At 72.6% G+C, this 17156-nt stretch carries 11 protein-coding genes; 7 read left to right on the top strand and 4 right to left on the bottom strand.

Annotated features, from left to right (window positions below; genetic code table 11):
- Positions 1–47: 47 nt before the first annotated feature.
- On the bottom strand, positions 48–1628 hold the full coding sequence (locus D9C15_RS22225; protein ID WP_128000650.1) for an ABC transporter substrate-binding protein: 1581 nt from the start codon (positions 1626–1628) through the stop codon (positions 48–50).
- A gap of 47 nt (positions 1629–1675) precedes the next feature.
- Entirely contained in the window at positions 1676–1870 is a 195-nt protein-coding gene (locus tag D9C15_RS22220; RefSeq protein WP_128000649.1) for a heavy-metal-associated domain-containing protein, read from the bottom strand.
- 120 nt (positions 1871–1990) lie between these two features.
- On the opposite strand from D9C15_RS22220, the gene D9C15_RS22215 reads away from it, so the two are divergent.
- Positions 1991–4390, top strand: coding sequence for a heavy metal translocating P-type ATPase (locus D9C15_RS22215; protein ID WP_128000648.1), 2400 nt, complete (start codon positions 1991–1993; stop codon positions 4388–4390).
- A 24-nt stretch (positions 4391–4414) separates the two neighbouring features.
- On the opposite strand, the gene D9C15_RS22210 is transcribed toward D9C15_RS22215, so the two are convergent.
- Positions 4415–5671: an HD-GYP domain-containing protein gene (locus tag D9C15_RS22210; protein WP_128000647.1), complete on the bottom strand. Its 1257-nt coding sequence runs from the start codon at positions 5669–5671 to the stop codon at positions 4415–4417.
- 65 nt (positions 5672–5736) lie between these two features.
- On the bottom strand, positions 5737–6384 hold the full coding sequence (locus D9C15_RS22205; RefSeq protein WP_128000646.1) for a c-type cytochrome: 648 nt from the start codon (positions 6382–6384) through the stop codon (positions 5737–5739).
- 87 nt (positions 6385–6471) lie between these two features.
- Here D9C15_RS22205 and D9C15_RS22200 point away from each other — a divergent pair, with 87 nt between their 5' ends.
- The 6 genes from D9C15_RS22200 to D9C15_RS22175 are packed head-to-tail and all read left to right on the top strand — an operon-like array spanning position 6472 to position 17141.
- Entirely contained in the window at positions 6472–7314 is an 843-nt protein-coding gene (locus D9C15_RS22200) for an AAA family ATPase (protein ID WP_128000645.1), read from the top strand.
- Positions 7314–7907, top strand: a complete 594-nt coding sequence (locus D9C15_RS22195) for a GNAT family N-acetyltransferase (protein ID WP_128000644.1) — start codon at positions 7314–7316, stop codon at positions 7905–7907. Before D9C15_RS22200 ends, D9C15_RS22195 begins: the two co-directional genes overlap by 1 nt.
- A gap of 14 nt (positions 7908–7921) precedes the next feature.
- On the top strand, positions 7922–9931 hold the full coding sequence (locus D9C15_RS22190) for a S9 family peptidase (RefSeq protein WP_128000643.1): 2010 nt from the start codon (positions 7922–7924) through the stop codon (positions 9929–9931).
- Between the two features lie 43 nt (positions 9932–9974).
- Positions 9975–11147: a vWA domain-containing protein gene (locus tag D9C15_RS22185; RefSeq protein WP_128000642.1), complete on the top strand. Its 1173-nt coding sequence runs from the start codon at positions 9975–9977 to the stop codon at positions 11145–11147.
- A complete protein-coding gene (locus tag D9C15_RS22180) occupies positions 11144–13000 on the top strand; it encodes an autotransporter assembly complex protein TamA (RefSeq protein ID WP_128000641.1) in 1857 nt (618 codons plus the stop codon). The genes D9C15_RS22185 and D9C15_RS22180 overlap by 4 nt, the downstream gene beginning before the upstream one ends.
- 10 nt (positions 13001–13010) lie before the next feature.
- A complete protein-coding gene (locus D9C15_RS22175; RefSeq protein ID WP_128000640.1) occupies positions 13011–17141 on the top strand; it encodes a translocation/assembly module TamB domain-containing protein in 4131 nt (1376 codons plus the stop codon).
- Positions 17142–17156: the final 15 nt, after the last annotated feature.

Genomic DNA, 17156 nt, shown 5'->3' with positions numbered 1-17156 from the left:
ACCGGACAAGCTACGAGATCAACCGGCGGACGGACGCGCCCGGAGTGTCATTTCCCGATCGTCACCCACTGCACCTCGAGCCAGTTGTCGGCCCGGTGCACCGCCGTGACGTTGCTGCGCGCCGCCCAGGGGATCACCTGGCGGTGCAGCGGGATCACGTGCACGCCCTCCTTGTACTCGCGCAGCGCGGCCTTCACCAGCTCCTCGCGCTTCTTCGGGTCGCCTTCGGTGCTGGAGGCGGCCGCGAGCGCATCGAACTTGTCGTTCTTCACGCCGCCGAAGTTCCAGTAGCCCACGCCCTTCTCTCCGCGGTTGCGCAGCACCGGGGTGAAGGTGGTCTCGGCGTCGGTGATGGCGCCGCCCCAGCCGAGCATGTACATGCTGGTGTCCTGCTTCTCGATCTTCGGGAAGTAGGTCGCGCGCGGCATGCCGTTGACCCGCACCTTGACCTTCAGCTGCGCCCACATGCCGGCCAGCGCAATGCAGATCTCCTCGTCGTTGATGTAGCGGTTGTTCGGGCAGTCGAGCGTCACCTCGAAACCGTCGGCGAAGCCGGCCTCGGCCATCAGCTTGCGCGCCAGCGCCAGGTCGTAGGGCAGGCGCTTCTCGATCTCGGCGTCGTTGTAGGCCCCCAGCGGCGAGGGCGTCAGCCCGCCGGTGGGCACCGACAAGCCGTTCATCAGCTTGGTGCGCAGCGTCTCGATGTCCACCGCGTGGTAGAGCGCCTTGCGCACGCGCTCGTCCTTGAACGGGTTCCGGTCGCCGGGCACGCTGCCGTACAGCAGCTTGTCGCGGAACTGGTCCATGCCGATGAAGACGATGCGGTTCTCCGGCCCGTCGATGATCTTCACGCCGGCGGTGTTGCGCAGGCGCGGCACGTCGCGCGGGGCCGGGTCGAGCACGAAGTCGATCTCGCCGGAGACGAGTGCGGCCAGGCGCGTGGCGTCGTTGGCGATCGGCGTGAACACGATCTCCTGCACGTTGCCTTCGAACTTGCCCCACCAGGCGGGGTTGCGCTTGTAGACCGTCTTCACGCCGGGCTGCCGGCTCACCAGCATGTAGGGCCCGGTGCCGTTGGCATTCAGCGAGGCGTGGCTCTCCTCCTTGTTCTTGAAGTCGAGCGGCCGGGTCACCTTGTTCTTCTCGCACCAGGCCTTGCTGAGGATGAACAGGGTCTCGAGGTGCTGCAGGAAGATCGGGTTCGGCGCGGCGAGCTGGAACTCGACCGTCAGCGGGTCGACCGCCCTGGGCGTGCCCACCGCGCGTGCGTAGGCGTTGATCAGCGAGGTGTCCTGCGTGGCGCGACCGATCGAGAACACCACGTCGTCGGCGGTGAACGGCGTGCCGTCGTGGAACTTGACGTTCGGCCGCAGCTTGAAGCGCCACAGCGTCGGCGAGACCTGCTGCCACTCGGTGGCCAGTGCCGGGCCGATGCCCAGCTGCTTGTCGCGGTTGACGAGCTTCTCGTAGACCTGCGCATTCATCGAGTTGGTCAGCAGTTCGTTCTGCGAATGCGGGTCCATGGTCTGGGCGTCGCCCTGGCTGGCCCAGCGCAGCGTCTGGGCCGAGGCGGGCAGCGCCACCGCCAGCGCGGCGGCCAGCAGGGCCGAGGCGAGGAACTTGGTCATGCAGCTCACTCCGTGGATGCGAAGAGAGCCGCAGTGTAGTGAGATGGCTATGCCGCGGCCGGATACCCTTCCTCGGCCAGCGCCGCACGCACCTGCTCGGGCGGCGCGACGGTCTCGATCTGCACCTTGTGACTCGGCAGGTCGGCCTGCACACGCGCCTGCGCGTCGAGCTTCTGCACCGTGCTGGTGACGGTGCGCACGCAGTGGCCGCAGGTCATGTCGGGAAGGGTCAGTTCGATCATCGGAAACTCCTGGGGGAACGATGGCCACAGTCTGGCCCCTGACACCGTGGCAAGGTCAAGCACGCCGGTCAATCTCGCCGTGCTTGACTCTGACATGATGTCAAGGTCTACGCTGCGCGCATGGATACGACCACCACCTTGTCCCTGCCCGTCGAGGGCATGACCTGCGCCTCGTGCGTCGGCCGCGTCGAACGGGCGCTGAAGAAGGTGCCCGGCGTGGCCGCGGCCCAGGTGAACCTGGCCACCGAGTCGGCCGCACTCGAGCTGGACGGCCGCGTCGACCCGGCCACACTGGTGCAGGCGGTGCAGCGCGCCGGCTACGCCGTGCCCGAGGAGACGCTCGAACTCGCCATCGACGGCATGACCTGCGCCAGCTGCGTCGGCCGGGTCGAGCGGGCGCTGCGCGGCGTGCCCGGCGTGCTGGCCGCCACGGTGAACCTGGCCACCGAGCGCGCCTCGGTCACGCGGGCGCGCGGCGCGGCCGACAGCGCCGCGCTGCTGGCTGCGGTCCAGCGCGCCGGCTACACCGCCCACCCGCTGCACGCCGAGGCGCCGCCCGCTGCGCCGAAACACGGCGACGGCTGGAAGGTGCTGCTGGCCGGCGCGCTCTCGCTGCCGCTGACCATCCCGATGCTCGGCGACCTGCTCGGCCGCCACTGGATGCTCGACCCGCTGCTGCAATGGCTGCTCGCCACGCCGGTGCAGTTCTGGCTCGGCGCGCGCTTCTACCGGGCCGGCTGGGCCGCGCTGCGCGCCGGCACCGGCAACATGGACCTGCTGGTGGCGCTGGGCACCAGCGCCGCCTACGGCCTGAGCCTCTACCTCTGGCTGCGCGACCCCGAGGTGATGGCGCACCTGTACTTCGAATCCGCCGCGGTGGTGATCACGCTGGTGTTGTTCGGCAAGTGGCTGGAGGCACGCGCCAAGCGCCAGACCACCGAGGCGATCCGCGCGCTCGAGGCGCTGCGCCCGGCCAGCGCGCGGGTGCGGCGCGACGGGGTGGACAGCGAGATCCCGCTGGCCGAGCTGCAGGTCGGCGACCTGGTCGTGGTGCGCGCCGGCGAGCGGCTGCCGGCCGACGGCCGGGTCGAGGACGGCCGCAGCCATGTCGACGAATCGCTGCTGACCGGCGAGAGCCTGCCGGTGGCCAAGCAGGCGGGCGACCGCGTCACCGGCGGCGCGGTCAACGCCGAGGGCCTGCTGCTGGTGCGCACCACGGCGGTGGGTGCCGAGTCCACGCTGGCGCGCATCGTGCGGCTGGTCGAGTCGGCGCAGGCGAAGAAGGCGCCGATCCAGCGCCTGGTCGACCGCGTCAGCGCCGTGTTCGTGCCGGCGGTGATGCTCGCCGCGCTGCTCACGCTGCTCGGCTGGGGCCTGGCCACCGGCGACTGGAGCCACGGCCTGCTGAACGCGGTGGCGGTGCTGGTGATCGCCTGCCCCTGTGCGCTCGGCCTGGCCACCCCGGCGGCGATCATGGTGGGCACCGGCACCGCGGCGCGCCACGGCATCCTGATCAAGGACGCCGAGGCGCTCGAGCTGGCGCATGCGGTGACGACGGTCGCCTTCGACAAGACCGGCACGCTGACCGAGGGCAAGCCGCGCCTGGTGGCCGCCGAGCCGGCGCCGGGCAGCGGGCTGTCGCCCGACGCCCTGCTGGCGCTGGCGGCGGCGCTGCAGGCCGGCAGCGAGCACCCCCTGGCCGCCGCGCTGCGTGCCGCGGCCGGCGGCCCGCTGCCGTCGGCGCAGGACCTGCGCGCCCTGCCCGGCCGCGGCGTGGCCGGCACGCTGGACGGCCGCGCGCTGCAGCTCGGCAGCACGCGGCTGATGGACGAGCTCGGCGCCGCGCGCGGCCCGCTGGAGGCGCGCGCGCGGGCGCTGCAGTCAGAGGGGCGCAGCGTCTCGTGGCTCGCCGAGGCGGGCCCCGCGCCGCGCGTGCTGGGGTTGTTCGCCTTCGGCGACACGCTCAAGCCGGGCGCGCGCGAGGCGCTCGCGGCGCTCAAGGCGCTGGGCGTGCGCACGCTGATGATCAGCGGCGACAACGCCGGCAGCGCCCAGGCGATCGCCCGCCAGCTCGGACTGGACCACGTTCGCGAGGTGCGTGCCGAGGTGCTGCCGGGGCAGAAGGCCGAGATCGTCGCCGCGCTGCGCGCCGAGGCGGGCGACGGCAAGGTGGCGATGGTGGGCGACGGCATCAACGACGCACCGGCGCTGGCCGCGGCCGACGTGGGCATCGCGATGGCCGGCGAGCAGGGCGGCACGGACGCCGCCATGCAGGCCGCCGGCATCACGCTGCTGCGCGGCGACCCGGCGCTGGTGGCGCAGGCGATCGCGCTGTCGCGCCGCACCTCGGCCAAGATCCGGCAGAACCTGTTCTGGGCCTTCGCCTACAACGTGGTCGGCATCCCGCTGGCGGCCTTCGGCCTGCTCAGCCCGGTGGTGGCGGGCGCGGCGATGGCGATGTCCAGCGTCAGCGTGGTCACCAACGCGCTGCTGCTCAAGCGATGGAAGCCCCGGCCGTGACCATCGCGCCGGCCGCGCAGACTCCTAGCCCCTGCCGACCCGGCGCAGCACCTCGGGGCCGGCCCAGAGCTCGTCGAGGTGCGGGAACTTCCACTGCGCGTTGCTCTCGCGCCCGGCGATCGCGTCGTGGCAGCCCGGCGCGGCGAGATCGACCAGCTCGACGGCGATCGGCATGTTCGAGCGCGTCGAGAAGAACAGCTTGACCTTGGGCGCCACCAGCGAGCGTTCACCCTGCTCGACCACCACGCCGAGCTTGCCCGAGCGCATGCGCACCAGGGAGCCGATCGGGTAGATGCCCAGGCTCTTGACGAAGGCCTGGAAGATGTCGGCGTCGAATTGGCCCTGCCAGGACGCCATCTTGGCGATCGACTCGGCCGGGTCCCAGCCGCTCTTGTACGGGCGATTGGAGGTGATCGCGTCGTAGACGTCGCACACCGCCCCCATGCGCGCCACGCGCGTCAGTGCGTCGCCGCTGAGCCGGTCGGGGTAGCCGTTGCCGTCGGGCCGCTCGTGGTGGTGCAGGCACACGTCCAGCGTGATCGCGCCCACCGCCTTGCCCTCGGCCAGCAGGTCCGCACCCGCGCGCGGGTGCCCCTTCATGATCTCGTACTCGGCATCGGTCAGCTTGCCCGGCTTGTTGAGCACCTCCAGCGGCATGGCCGCCTTGCCCATGTCGTGCAGCATGCCCGCCAGGCCGATCTCGCGTGCCTGGCTCTCGTCCAGGCCGAGCTGGCGGCCCAGCGCGATCATCAGCGCGCACACCGCCATCGAGTGCATGTAGGTGTAGTCGTCGTGTGTCTTCAGGCGTGCCAGGCTGACGAAGGCCCCCGGGTTGCGCCACACCGAGCTGGCGATCTCGTCCACCAGCGGCAGGCACTTCTCGGTGTCCAGCGCATTGCCCATGCGGGCCTCGGCGAACATCGAGCTGAGCGCCTGGCGCGACTGGTTCACCAGCGCGGTGGCGCGCTGCAGCTCGCCGGCCAGCGTGTCGGCGGCCGGCGCCGCCGCGGCGGGCTCGGCCTCGCGGGCCGGCACGGACGGGGCCGGCGCGGCGGCACGCGCGTCGCGCCGCGGCGCCACGCCGGGCGGTTCGGGGACGTCCAGCCCCTTGGAAACGTCGATCCAGACCTCGCGCACCGTGCTGGCGCGCAGCTTGCGCAGATCCTCGGGATCACGCAGCACGAACTTGGTCTTCCAGAACGGGTGCTCCAGCCATGCACCGCACATGGCGTGCAGGTGCATGCCCAGGCGCACGTCCTGGACTTCGATCTTCTTGAGCATGGACGCCGAGGATTGGAGGTTTCCCCGGCGTTATCGGCCAAGCCCTGGCCGACTTGACCCGCCGATCAGCGGAAGCGGGACTCCGGCACGGTCTTCAGGTCGCTCGGCAGCGAGGCCAGGTAGCCGGCCATCTTCTTCAGCTCGGCGTGGCTGAACGGCTTGGCCATGCCGGCCATGATCGCGTTGCCGCGGCCGACCTGCGGGTTGCCTTCGGTCTGGTAGGCCTTCAGCGCGACGTACAGGTAGTCGGCGTGCTGGCCGGCCAGCTTGGGGTAGCTCGGGTCGATCGGCTTGCTGTAGTTGTCGCCGTGGCAGGAGGCGCAGTTGCCCTTGGTCAGCAGCGCGGCCACCTCGGCCGGCGGCGTGGCGCCCGAGGCGGCGGCACCCGACGGACCGGCATTGGCCGCGTAGAACGCCGCCAGGTCGGCCATGTCCTGGTCGGACAGCGACACCGCGATCGCGCGCATCGACGGGTGCTTGCGCTCGCCCTTCTTGTAGGCGTTCAGCGCCGCGACGATGTACTTGTCGCTCTGGCCCGAGATCATCGGCACCTTGTGGATCTCCGGGAAGCTCGCCTGGTAGCCGGGGATGCCGTGGCAGCCGATGCACATCGCCGCCTTCTTCTTGCCGGCCTCGGCGTCCTGGGCATGGGCGGCGGCAGCGAAGCCGGTCGCGAGGGTCAGAGCGATCAGGGCGGAAAGCGGCGTCTTCATGGTCGTGGCGGGCTGTGCTTGTCTCGGGCGCGGCGGATTATAGGGGGGCCCTTATACTGGCCTGAACACGTGTCAAGTCCGTCCCCGATGAAGTTCCAAGGCTCCTCCAACTACGTCGCGACCACGGACCTGATGCTGGCCGTCAACGCTGCCATCACACTCAAGCGCCCGCTGCTCGTCAAGGGCGAACCCGGCACCGGCAAGACCATGCTCGCCGAGGAAGTGGCCACGGCGCTCGGCCTGCCGCTGCTGCAGTGGCACGTCAAGAGCACCACCAAGGCGCAGCAGGGCCTGTACGAGTACGACGCGGTGAGCCGGCTGCGCGATTCGCAGCTCGGCGACGAGAAGGTCAAGGACATCCACAACTACATCGTCAAGGGTGTGCTGTGGCAGGCCTTCGCGGCCGAGCAGCCGGTGGCGCTGCTGATCGACGAGATCGACAAGGCCGACATCGAGTTCCCGAACGACCTGCTGCGTGAGCTCGACCGGATGGAGTTCTACGTCTACGAGACGCGCGAGCTGGTGCGCGCCCGGCACCGTCCGCTGGTGTTCATCACCTCGAACAACGAGAAGGAGCTGCCGGACGCCTTCCTGCGCCGCTGCTTCTTCCACTACATCAGGTTCCCCGACGCCGACACCATGAAGTCCATCGTCGGCGTGCACTTCCCGACGTTGAAGAAGGAACTGCTGGCCACCGCGCTGAAGAACTTCTACGACGTGCGCAACCTGCCCGGCCTGAAGAAGAAGCCGTCGACCTCGGAGCTGCTGGACTGGCTCAAGCTGCTGGTGGCCGAGGACATCCCGCTCGAGGCGCTGCAGAGCAAGGACGACAAGGTGGCCGTGCCGCCGCTGGTGGGCGCGCTGCTGAAGAACGAGCAGGACGTCTCGCTGTTCGAGAAGCTGGTGTTCATGCAGAGGCACAACCGCTGATGCAGCCGGTCGGCCCGGTCATCCTCGAACGGGCGCCGGTGCGGCTGGTCCCGCTGGGGCTGGAACACGAAGAGGGCCTGAAGACGGCCGCCGCCGACGGCGCGCTCTGGAACCTGCGCTTCACGTCCGTGCCCGAGCCCGAGGCCACCCGCGCCTACATCGAGACGGCGCTGCAGGGCCGCGCGCAGGGCCACCGCTTCGCCTTCGCGGTGCTCGACGCCGCCACCGGCGCGGTGATCGGCTGCACCAGCTACCACGACATCGTGCCGGCGGTGGAGCGGCTCGAGATCGGCTGGACCTGGTACGCCGCGAGCCGCCAGCGCAGCGCCGTCAACACCACCTGCAAGCTGCTGCTGATGCAGCACGCCTTCGAGACGCTCGGCGCGCAGCTGGTTGGCTGGCGCACCGACAACTACAACTTCGCCAGCCAGCGCGCGATCGAGCGGCTCGGCGCGCGCAAGGACGGCGTGCTGCGCCACCACGCGCTGCGGCGCGACGGCACGGTGCGCGACACGGTCATGTACAGCCTGGCGGCCGGCGAGTGGCCGGAGGTCAAGGCACACCTGCTGTGGCAGCTCGAGCGGCCGCGCTGAAACCGGGAGCGTTCATGGCGAAGAAGAAGAATGCCATCACCGTCGAGGACCTGTGGAAGTTCGACCGCGTCGGGGCGATCTCGCTCTCGCCCGAGGGCGCACAGGCGGTCTGCTCGGTGGGCAGCTACTCGATGGAGGAGAACAAGGGCGCCTCGGCGCTGTGGCTGCTGTCCACCTTCGGCGGCGGCCCGCGCCGGCTGACCCAGTGCGGCGAGAAGGACGGCGCGCCGGCTTGGTCGCCCACCGGCGAGCGCATCGCGTTCCTGGCGCGCCGCGAGCAGCAGGGCAGCAAGGACGAGAGCACGCAGCTCTACGTGATCGCGCCCGACGGCGGCGAGGCGCGCCGCATCAGCGACTTCGCGCCCGGCATCGAGGCGTTCAAGTGGTTCCCGGACGGCAGGCGCATCGCCTTCGCCGCCTGGGTCTGGCCCGAGCTGCGCGGCACGCGCGCGCAGGCCAAACGTGCCAAGGAATTCAAGGAGCGCAAGGAGACCGGCTACGCCACCGGCGAGGCCCAGTACCGCTACTGGGACCACCATGTGCCGATGGGCCGGGTCGCGCACCTGCACGTGCTGGACGTGGCCACCGGGCGCGTGACCGACCTGTTCGAGGGCACGCCCTACGAGCTGCCGCGCGCCGAGCTCGACGCGGCCGGCTTCGACGTCTCGCCCGACGGCCTGCATCTTGCCTTCGCCTTCGACCCGAACCCCGAGCAGCGGCTGGACCACTGCAAGGCATTGGGCGAGCTGAACCTGAAGACCGGCCGCGTGAACGTGCTGGCGCGTGATGCCGACTGGGACTTCGACGCCCCGCGCTACGGGCCGGACGGCTCGCAGATCGCCTTCACTGCGGCCCACCAGGGCAAGCGCCACACCATGCCGAGCCAGCTGGCGCTGCTGGACCGGCGCGCCCGCGGCAGCCGCTGGCAGGTGCTGAGCGCCGACTGGGACCACGCCGTGCACGCGCCGCTGCGCTGGAGCGCCGACGGCAGCGCCGTCTGCTTCACCGCCGAGGAACGCGCCCGCAACCACCTGTGGCGCTTCGACCTCGAGACGCGCCGCGCCAGCCGCATGGTCGAGGGCGGATGGGTGCAGCAGTTCGACCTGGCCGGCGACGTGGCGGTGACGGTGGCCGATGCGATGGACCACCCGGCGCGGGTGCACGCGCACCGCCCGGGCGAGCCGGCGCGCCGGCTCGAGCGCTTCAACGACACGCTGCTCGGCGCGCTGCGCCTGGGCACGCACGAGGAGGTGAACGTCGCCGGCGCGAACGGCGAGCCGGTGCAGATGTGGCTGGTCCACCCGCCCGGCTTCGACCCCAAGCGCAAGTACCCCGTGCTGCACGTGATCCACGGCGGACCGCACGCCGCCTCGGGCGACACCTTCCACTACCGCTGGAACCACCATGTGTTCGCGGCGCAGGGCTACGTGGTGGCGGCGATCAACTACCACGGCTCGAGCGGCTTCGGCTACGCCTTCCTCGACAGCATCACGCACCGCTGGGGCGAGCTCGAACTGCAGGACCTGGAAGGCGCCACCGACTGGCTGCTGAAGCAGCGCTGGGCCGACCGCCGGCGCGTGTTCGCCAGCGGCGGCAGCTACGGCGGCTACCTGGTCGCGTGGCTGAACGCGCATGCCAGGCCCGAGCGCTACCGCGCCTACGTCTGCCATGCCGGCTGCTTCGACTGGGTGGGCATGTTCGCCGAGGACGTCTACACCTGGTTCCCGCGCGAGCTCGGCGCCTCCTACTGGGACGACATGGCCAGGGTGCATGCGCAGAGCCCGCACGCCTTCGTGAAGTCCATGCAGACGCCCACGCTGGTGATTCACGGCGCGCTCGACTACCGCGTGCCCGACGCCCAGGGTCTGGCCTACTACAACACCCTCAAGGCCAAGGGCGTGGACGCCCGGCTGCTGTGGTTCCCCGACGAGAACCACTGGGTGCTCAAGCCGCGCAACTCGCGCCAGTGGTACGGCGAGTTCTTCGCCTGGTTGAAGCGGCACGATCCCGGGCCGAAGCGCTGAGTTTCGTCGGCGTGTATCCTCGGCGGCGGGAAGCGGTCCTGCCATGCTGATCAACTTCTTCTACGCGCTTCGCTCGGCCAAGCTGAAGGTCTCCGTCAAGGAGTACCTGACGCTGCTCGAGGCGCTGCAGGCCGGCGTGATCGACCAATCCGTCGACCAGTTCTACTTCCTCGCCCGCACCGCGCTGATCAAGGACGAGGCCCAGTACGACAAGTTCGACCGCGCCTTCGCCGCCTACTTCAAGGGCGTCGAGAGGGTGGCCGACTTCAGCCAGGACGTGCCGCTCGAGTGGCTGCGCAAGCAGCTCGAGCTCGAGCTCAGCCCGGAGGAGAAGGCGGCCATCGAGAAGATGGGCTGGGACGAGCTGATGGAGACGCTCAAGAAGCGCTTCGAGGAGCAGAAGGAGCGCCACGAGGGCGGCAGCAAGTGGATCGGCACCGGCGGCACCAGCCCCTTCGGCGCCTACGGCTACAACCCGCAGGGCATCCGCATCGGCCAGGACAAGGGCCGCAACAAGAGCGCGGTGAAGGTGTGGGACCAGCGCCAGTACAAGGACTACGACGACTCGCTCGAACTCGGCACGCGCAACATCAAGGTCGCGCTGCGCCGCTTGCGCCGCTTCGCGCGCGAGGGCTCCGAGGAGGAGCTGGATCTGGACGACACGATCCGCTCGACCGCCGCCAACGCCGGCTGGCTGGACATCAAGATGGTGCCCGAGCGGCACAACAAGGTGAAGGTGCTGCTGCTGATGGACGTGGGCGGCACGATGGACGAGCACATCCACCGCGTCGAGGAGCTGTTCAGCGCCGCCAAGAGCGAGTTCAAGCACCTCGAGTTCTACTACTTCCACAACTGCGTCTACGACTTCGTCTGGAAGAACAACCGGCGCCGCTACAGCGAGAAGACGCCGACCTGGGACGTGATCCGCAAGTACAACAAAGACTACAAGCTGGTGTTCGTCGGCGACGCGACGATGAGCCCGTACGAGATCCTGCAGCCCGGCGGCAGCGTCGAGTACAACAACGAGGAGCCGGGCGCCGAGTGGCTGCAGCGGCTCACGCAGGCCTTCCCCAAGTTCGCCTGGATCAACCCCGAGCCGCAGGGCGTGTGGGGCTACCGGCAGAGCATCGCGATCGTGCAGCAGCTGATGAACCAGCGCATGTTCCCGCTCACGCTGCAGGGCCTCGAAGGGGCGATGCGCCTGCTCGGCAAATGACGCCCGCCGCCGCGCGCCGCCTGCTCGGTGCGCTGGTGCTCGCGGCGCTGCAGGGCTGCGCGCTGCTGCCGGGCGGCGAGAAGCCGGCCGAGGCGGGCAGCGCGCCGGCGCAGCCGCTGTACCGCCTCGAGGTCGAGGCGCCCGACGAGCTGCGCGCGCTGCTGCTCGAGCACCTGGACCTGGCGCGCTTCCGCAATGCGCCGGCAACCGACGCCATCGACGACAACGAGCTGCGCCGCCTGGCCGCCGCCGCGCCCGCGCAGGCACGTGCGCTGCTCGAGACCGAAGGCCTGTTCGGCGCCACCGTGACGATCGCGCGCGAGGATCCGCCCGGCGCGCTGCCGCTGCTGCGCGTGACGGTGCAGCCCGGCGCGCAGGTGCGCGTGACGAGTGCCGAGCTGACGGCCCGCGGTGCGCTGCAGGATGCCGCACAGGCCGACCCGCAGGGCCCGGCCGCGGCGCAGCTCGCGGCGCTGCAGCACGACTGGCCGATGCCGCCGGGCACGCCGTTCCGCCAGGCCGACTGGTCGGCGGCCAAGAACGGCACGCTGGCGCGTGTGCGGGCGCAGGGCTACCCGGCCGCCGCCTGGGCCGGCACCCGCGCCCAGATCGACGTGCCGCGCCAGGCAGCGGCGCTGCAGCTCGAGCTCGACAGCGGGCCGCTGTTCACGCTCGGCCCGCTGGCCATCAGCGGCATCGAGCGCTACGACGAATCCGCGGTGCGTCACCTGGCCGGCTTCGGCCCCGGCACGCCGTACAGCGAGAAGACGCTGCTCGACTTCCAGGAGCGCCTGGGCAAGAGCGGCCTGTTCGAGGCCGCCACGGTCGACATCGACCCCGATCCGGCCCAGGCCGAGCAGACCCCGGTGCGCGTGCGCCTGCGCGAGCAGCCGCTGCAGCAGGCCACCACCGGCGTGGGCATCAGCGCCAACACCGGCCCGCGTGTCACGCTCGAGCACCTGCACCGCCGGCCGTTCGGGCTGGAGTGGATCGCGCGCAACAAGCTCGAGTACGGCTCGGACCTCAAGCGCTGGGAGGGCGAGCTGCTGTCCTGGCCGCTGGAGGGCCAGTACCGCAACCTGATCGCCGGCTCGTACGAGCGGCTGCGCTCGGGCGAGGAGCTGCGCACCGCCTCGAGCGCACGCATCGGCCGCACACTGGACACGCAGCGCCTGGAGCGGCTGTACTACGGCGAGCTGGTGCACGCGCGCCTGGACACGCTGGCCGGCAGCACGATCGCCGACGCGCTGTGGGCCAACTACCACTGGACCTTCCGCGAGGTGGACAGCGTGCTGCTGCCCACCGACGGCTACACGCTCGCGCTGCAGGCCGGTGCCGGCGAGGCGCGCGGCCGCAGGACCAGCGGCGTCACCGGCACGGCGCGCGACCAGGGTCCGTTCGCGCGGCTGTACGGCCGGCTGACCGTCTACAAGCCGCTCGGCGCCGCGTGGTACGGCGTGGTGCGCGCCGAGGCCGGCGAGCTGTTCGCGCGCGAGACGCTGGCCATTCCCGACCCGCTGCTGTTCCGTGCCGGCGGCGACGACTCGGTGCGCGGCTACGGCTACCGCGAGCTGGGGCCGACGGTGGACGGCGCGCTCGCCTCGGGCCGCGTGATGCTGACCGGCAGCGCCGAGGTCGCCCGGCCCCTGTCGGCGAAGCTGCCGTCGGTGTGGTGGGCGCTGTTCTTCGACGCCGGCAACGCGGCCAATACCTGGACCGCGCTGAAGCTGGCGCGCGGCTACGGCCTCGGCCTGCGCTGGCGCAGCCCGGTCGGCCCGCTGCGCATGGACCTCGCCTACGGCGAGGGACTGCGCCGGGTGCGGCTGCATGTCAGCGTGGGCATCGCGTTCTGACGCCGGCGCCGTGAACGCCCCCGCCACGCCCCCGCGTGCCCGCCTGCATGGCGTGCGCTGGCTGTTCACGCTGCTGCTCGTGCTGCCGCTGGCGGTCGCGGCCCTCGTCGCCTTGTCGCTGCGCAGCGAGGCGGGCACCGCCTGGCTACTGACGCTGGTGCCGGGGCTGCGGGTGACGGCGCCGCAGGGCACGCTGCTCGGGGACTTCGGCGCGCAGCGGGTCGAGATCGCATTGCCGCGCGGCGGCGCCGTGGTGATCGACGCGCTGCGCTGGCAGGGCCTCACGCTGGGCCATGGCAGCGGGGCCTGGCATGTGGCCGTCACGGTCGAGCGGCTCGAGGCCGCGCAGGTCGAGGTGCGGCCCGGCGCGAGCGACGGTGCGCCGCTGTCCGTGCCCGAGTCGCTGGCCTTGCCCTTCGAGCTGCGGGTCACCGCGCTGCGCGCCGGCCGCGTGAAGATCGTGCCGCTGGGCGACGAGCCGCTGCGCGACCTGCAGGCCGGACTGCACCTGGGCGCCGACGGCGGCGCGCTGCACCGGCTCGACGGGCTCTCGCTCGCCTACGGCACGCTGTCCGGCCAGGGTGGCGTGCGCCTGGCCAGCGCTGCACCGTTCGCCGTGCAGGCCGAGCTGGGCCTGCGCCAGGAGGGCGCGCTGGCCAACGCGCGCTGGCAGGCCTCGCTGCGCGCCGACGGCCCGCTCGCCGCGCTGCCGCTGGTGGCCACGCTGCGCGCCGAGCCCACCGCGCCGGGCACCGCCGCGCAATCGCTCGACCTGGACACCCAGCTGCGCCCGTTTGCCGCCTGGCCGCTGGGCGCGCTCGACGCCCGCGCGCAGGCGCTCGACCTGTCGGCCTTCGATGCGCGCCTGCCCCGCACCGCGCTGAGCGGCACCGCGCGGCTGGCCAGCGATGCGATGGACCGTCCGGCCCGCGTCGACCTGCGCCTGGCCAACGCCGCGGCCGGGCGCTGGAACGAGGCCCGCCTGCCGCTGCACGAGCTCCAGCTCGCGCTTCGCGCGCGGCCCGACGACCCGACCACGCTGGAGCTGTCGTCGCTCGAGGCCCGCCTCGGCAGCGCGGCGCAGCCGGCCGGGCGCGTGCAGGCCAGCGGCCGCTGGGCGCGCGACGGCTGGTCGCTCGACGCCCGGCTCGAGGAGGTGCTGCCGGCGCGCCTGGATGCCCGCGCGGCGGCGGTCCCGCTGTCCGGCCCGCTCGCGCTGCGCGGCGCGCCGCCGGGCGGCGCCTCCACCGAGCTCACGCTCACGGCCGAACTGGCCGGCCGCGCACCGCCGCGCCAGGGCAACACGGCGCTGGCGCTGACGCTCGACGCCCGCGCGCTGCGCGATGCGGCCGGTGACCGGCTCGAGCTGCGCACCGCGCGGGCCCGCGCCGGCGCTGCCTCGGCCACGCTGACCGGCAGCGCCGCCCGCAGCAGCGGCGCCGATGCGCCCTGGCGCCTGCAGGGCCAGGCCCGGCTCGAACGGTTCGACCCGCTGCCCTGGTGGTCCGGGCGCGAGGACTCACCCTGGCGCCGCGGCCCGCACCGCATCGACGCGAGCGGCGAGTTCGACCTGAGCCTGCCCGAGGCCGCGTTCGGCCGCGCGGCACTGGCGGACCGGCTGCTCGCGCTGCGCGGGCAGGCCACGCTGCAGCTGGCCGACAGCCTGCTCGCCGGCGTGCCGCTGCGCGGCCAGGCCCGCTGGCGCAACGCCGACGCGCAGACCGCAGCGGTGACGGCCGCGCTCGACTCGGGCCCCAACCGCGCCACGCTCGAGGGCCGCCTCACCGGGCGCGGCGGCGCGCAGGACCGATGGTCGCTGGTGCTCGATGCGCCGGCGCTGGCGGCCTTCGCCCCGGTCTGGGCGCTGCTGCGGCCGCCCGGCGGCGACGCTGCGCTGGCCGGCAGCCTGCAGGCCCGCGTGCAGGTCGACGGGCGCTGGCCGGCGCTGGCCACCCAGGGCGAGGCGAGTGCCAGCGCGCTGCAGGTGGACGGCACCTCGCTGCGCAGTGCGCAGGCGCGCTGGCGCGCCGGCCTGTCGCTCGACGCGCCGGTGGAGGCGCAGGCCGAGCTGACCGGCCTGCGCCGGGGCGGCATGGGCCTGGACAGCGCGCGCCTGAGCCTGCAGGGCAGCGGCCGCGCGCACCGGCTCGAGCTGCAGGCCCGGGTGCCGGCGCGGCCGCCGGCCTGGCTCGACACCTTGCAGCCGCCACGCGGCGGCCCCGCCGGGCCGGCCAGCCTGGCCACGCTGCAGGCCGAAGGCGGCCTGGTGGAGCGCACCGGCCAGGTGGACGGCTGGCGCGGCAGCCTGCAGCAGCTCGAGCTGCGCGGCAGCGGTGCCGACGAGCCCGCCTGGCTGCGCAGCAGCGCCGTCGGCCTGGAGGCCGGCGGTTTCGCGCAGGCGCCCTTGCGCCTCGAGCTGCAGCCCGGCCGCGCCGAGCTGCCCGGCGCGCTGCTGCGCTGGGAGCGCATCGCCTGGCAGGCCGCCGACGGCGCGGTACCGGCCAGGCTGGAGGCCCGGGCCGCGATCGACCCGGTGGCGGTGGCGCCGCTGCTGGCGCGCCTGCAGCCCGAGTTCGGCTGGGGCGGCGACCTGCGCGTCGGCGCCACGCTGGAGGTGACCAGCGCGCCGACGGTGCGGGCCGACATCGTGCTGCAGCGCGAACGCGGCGACCTGACGGTCACCGACGAGACCGGCACCCAGGCGCTCGGCCTGAGCGACCTGCGGCTGGGCCTGAACGTGGCCGACGGCGTCTGGAGCTTCACCCAGGGCCTGGCCGGCTCGACGCTGGGCGTGGCCGCCGGCGCCTTCGTCGCGCGCACCTCGCCGCAGTCGCTCTGGCCGGCGCCGGACACGCCGGTCTCCGGCGTGCTCGAGCTGCAGGTGGCGCAGCTCGGCACCTGGGGCCCGTGGGTGCCGCCGGGCTGGCGCCTGGCCGGCGAGCTGCGGGTCAGCGCCGGCATCGGCGGCACCTTCGCGGCGCCCGAGTACACCGGGGCGCTGCAGGGCCGCCGGCTCGGCGTGCGCAACTTCCTGCAGGGCGTGAACGTCAGCGACGGCGAGGTGGCGATCGCGCTGCAGGGCGCGACGGCGCGCATCGAACGTTTCAGCGCGCGTGCCGGCAGCGGCACGCTGGAGATCGGCGGCGAGGCCAGCCTCGGCGCGGCACCGCAGGCCCGGCTGACGGTGGCGGCACGCCAGTTCCAGCTGCTCGGCCGGGTCGACCGCCGCATCGTCGCCAGCGGTGACGGCCAGGTGCGCCTGGAACGCGAGCGGCTGCAGCTCGACGGCCGCTTCCGCGTCGACGAGGGCCTGGTCGACTTCACGCGCGGCGACGCGCCGAGCCTGGGCGACGACGTGGTGGTGCTGCGCGGCAACGGCCAGGGCGCCAAGGCGCCCGCCGGCCCCGCGCCAGGCGGCACGGCGGTGCGGCTGCCGAGCGTGGCGCTCGACCTGCGCGTGGACCTGGGCGACGCGCTGCGCGTGCGTGGCCGCGGGCTGGACACGCGCCTGGCTGGCGACCTGCACCTCAGCGCGCCGGGCGGCAAGCTGGCGGTGGACGGCACGGTGCGCGCGGTCGACGGCCAGTACGCCGCCTACGGGCAGAAGCTGGAGATCGACCGCGGCGAGCTGGTCTTCAACGGCCCGGTGGAGAACCCGCGCCTGGACATCGAGGCAACGCGCCCGAACCTGGACGTGCGGGTCGGCGTCGCGGTCACCGGCAGCGCGGCCAATCCGCGCGTGCGGCTGTTCTCCGAGCCGGAGATGTCGGAGATGGACAAGCTCTCCTGGCTGGTGCTGGGCCGCGCCAGCGACGGCCTGGGCCGCACCGACACCGCGCTGCTGCAACGTGCCGCGCTCGCGCTGCTGGCCGGCGAGAAGCAGGGCCCGACCGACCAGCTGCTGCAGGCGCTCGGCCTGGACAACCTGTCGGTCAGCCAGAGCGAGGGCGAGGTGCGCGAGACGGTGGTGTCGCTCGGCAAACAGCTCTCGCGGCGCTGGTACGTGGGCTACGAACGCAGCCTGACCGCCACCGCCGGCAGCTGGCAGCTGATCTACCGCATCGCCCAGCGTTTCACGCTGCGCGCGCAGTCGGGCGAGGACAGCTCGCTGGACCTGATCTGGACCTGGCGCTGGAACTGACTCGCGCGACCTAGA

The organism is Piscinibacter defluvii (assembly GCF_004011805.1).
GTDB classification, from domain to species: Bacteria; Pseudomonadota; Gammaproteobacteria; order Burkholderiales; family Burkholderiaceae_C; genus Piscinibacter; species Piscinibacter defluvii.
This window is presented reverse-complemented; position numbering and strand designations above follow the sequence as displayed.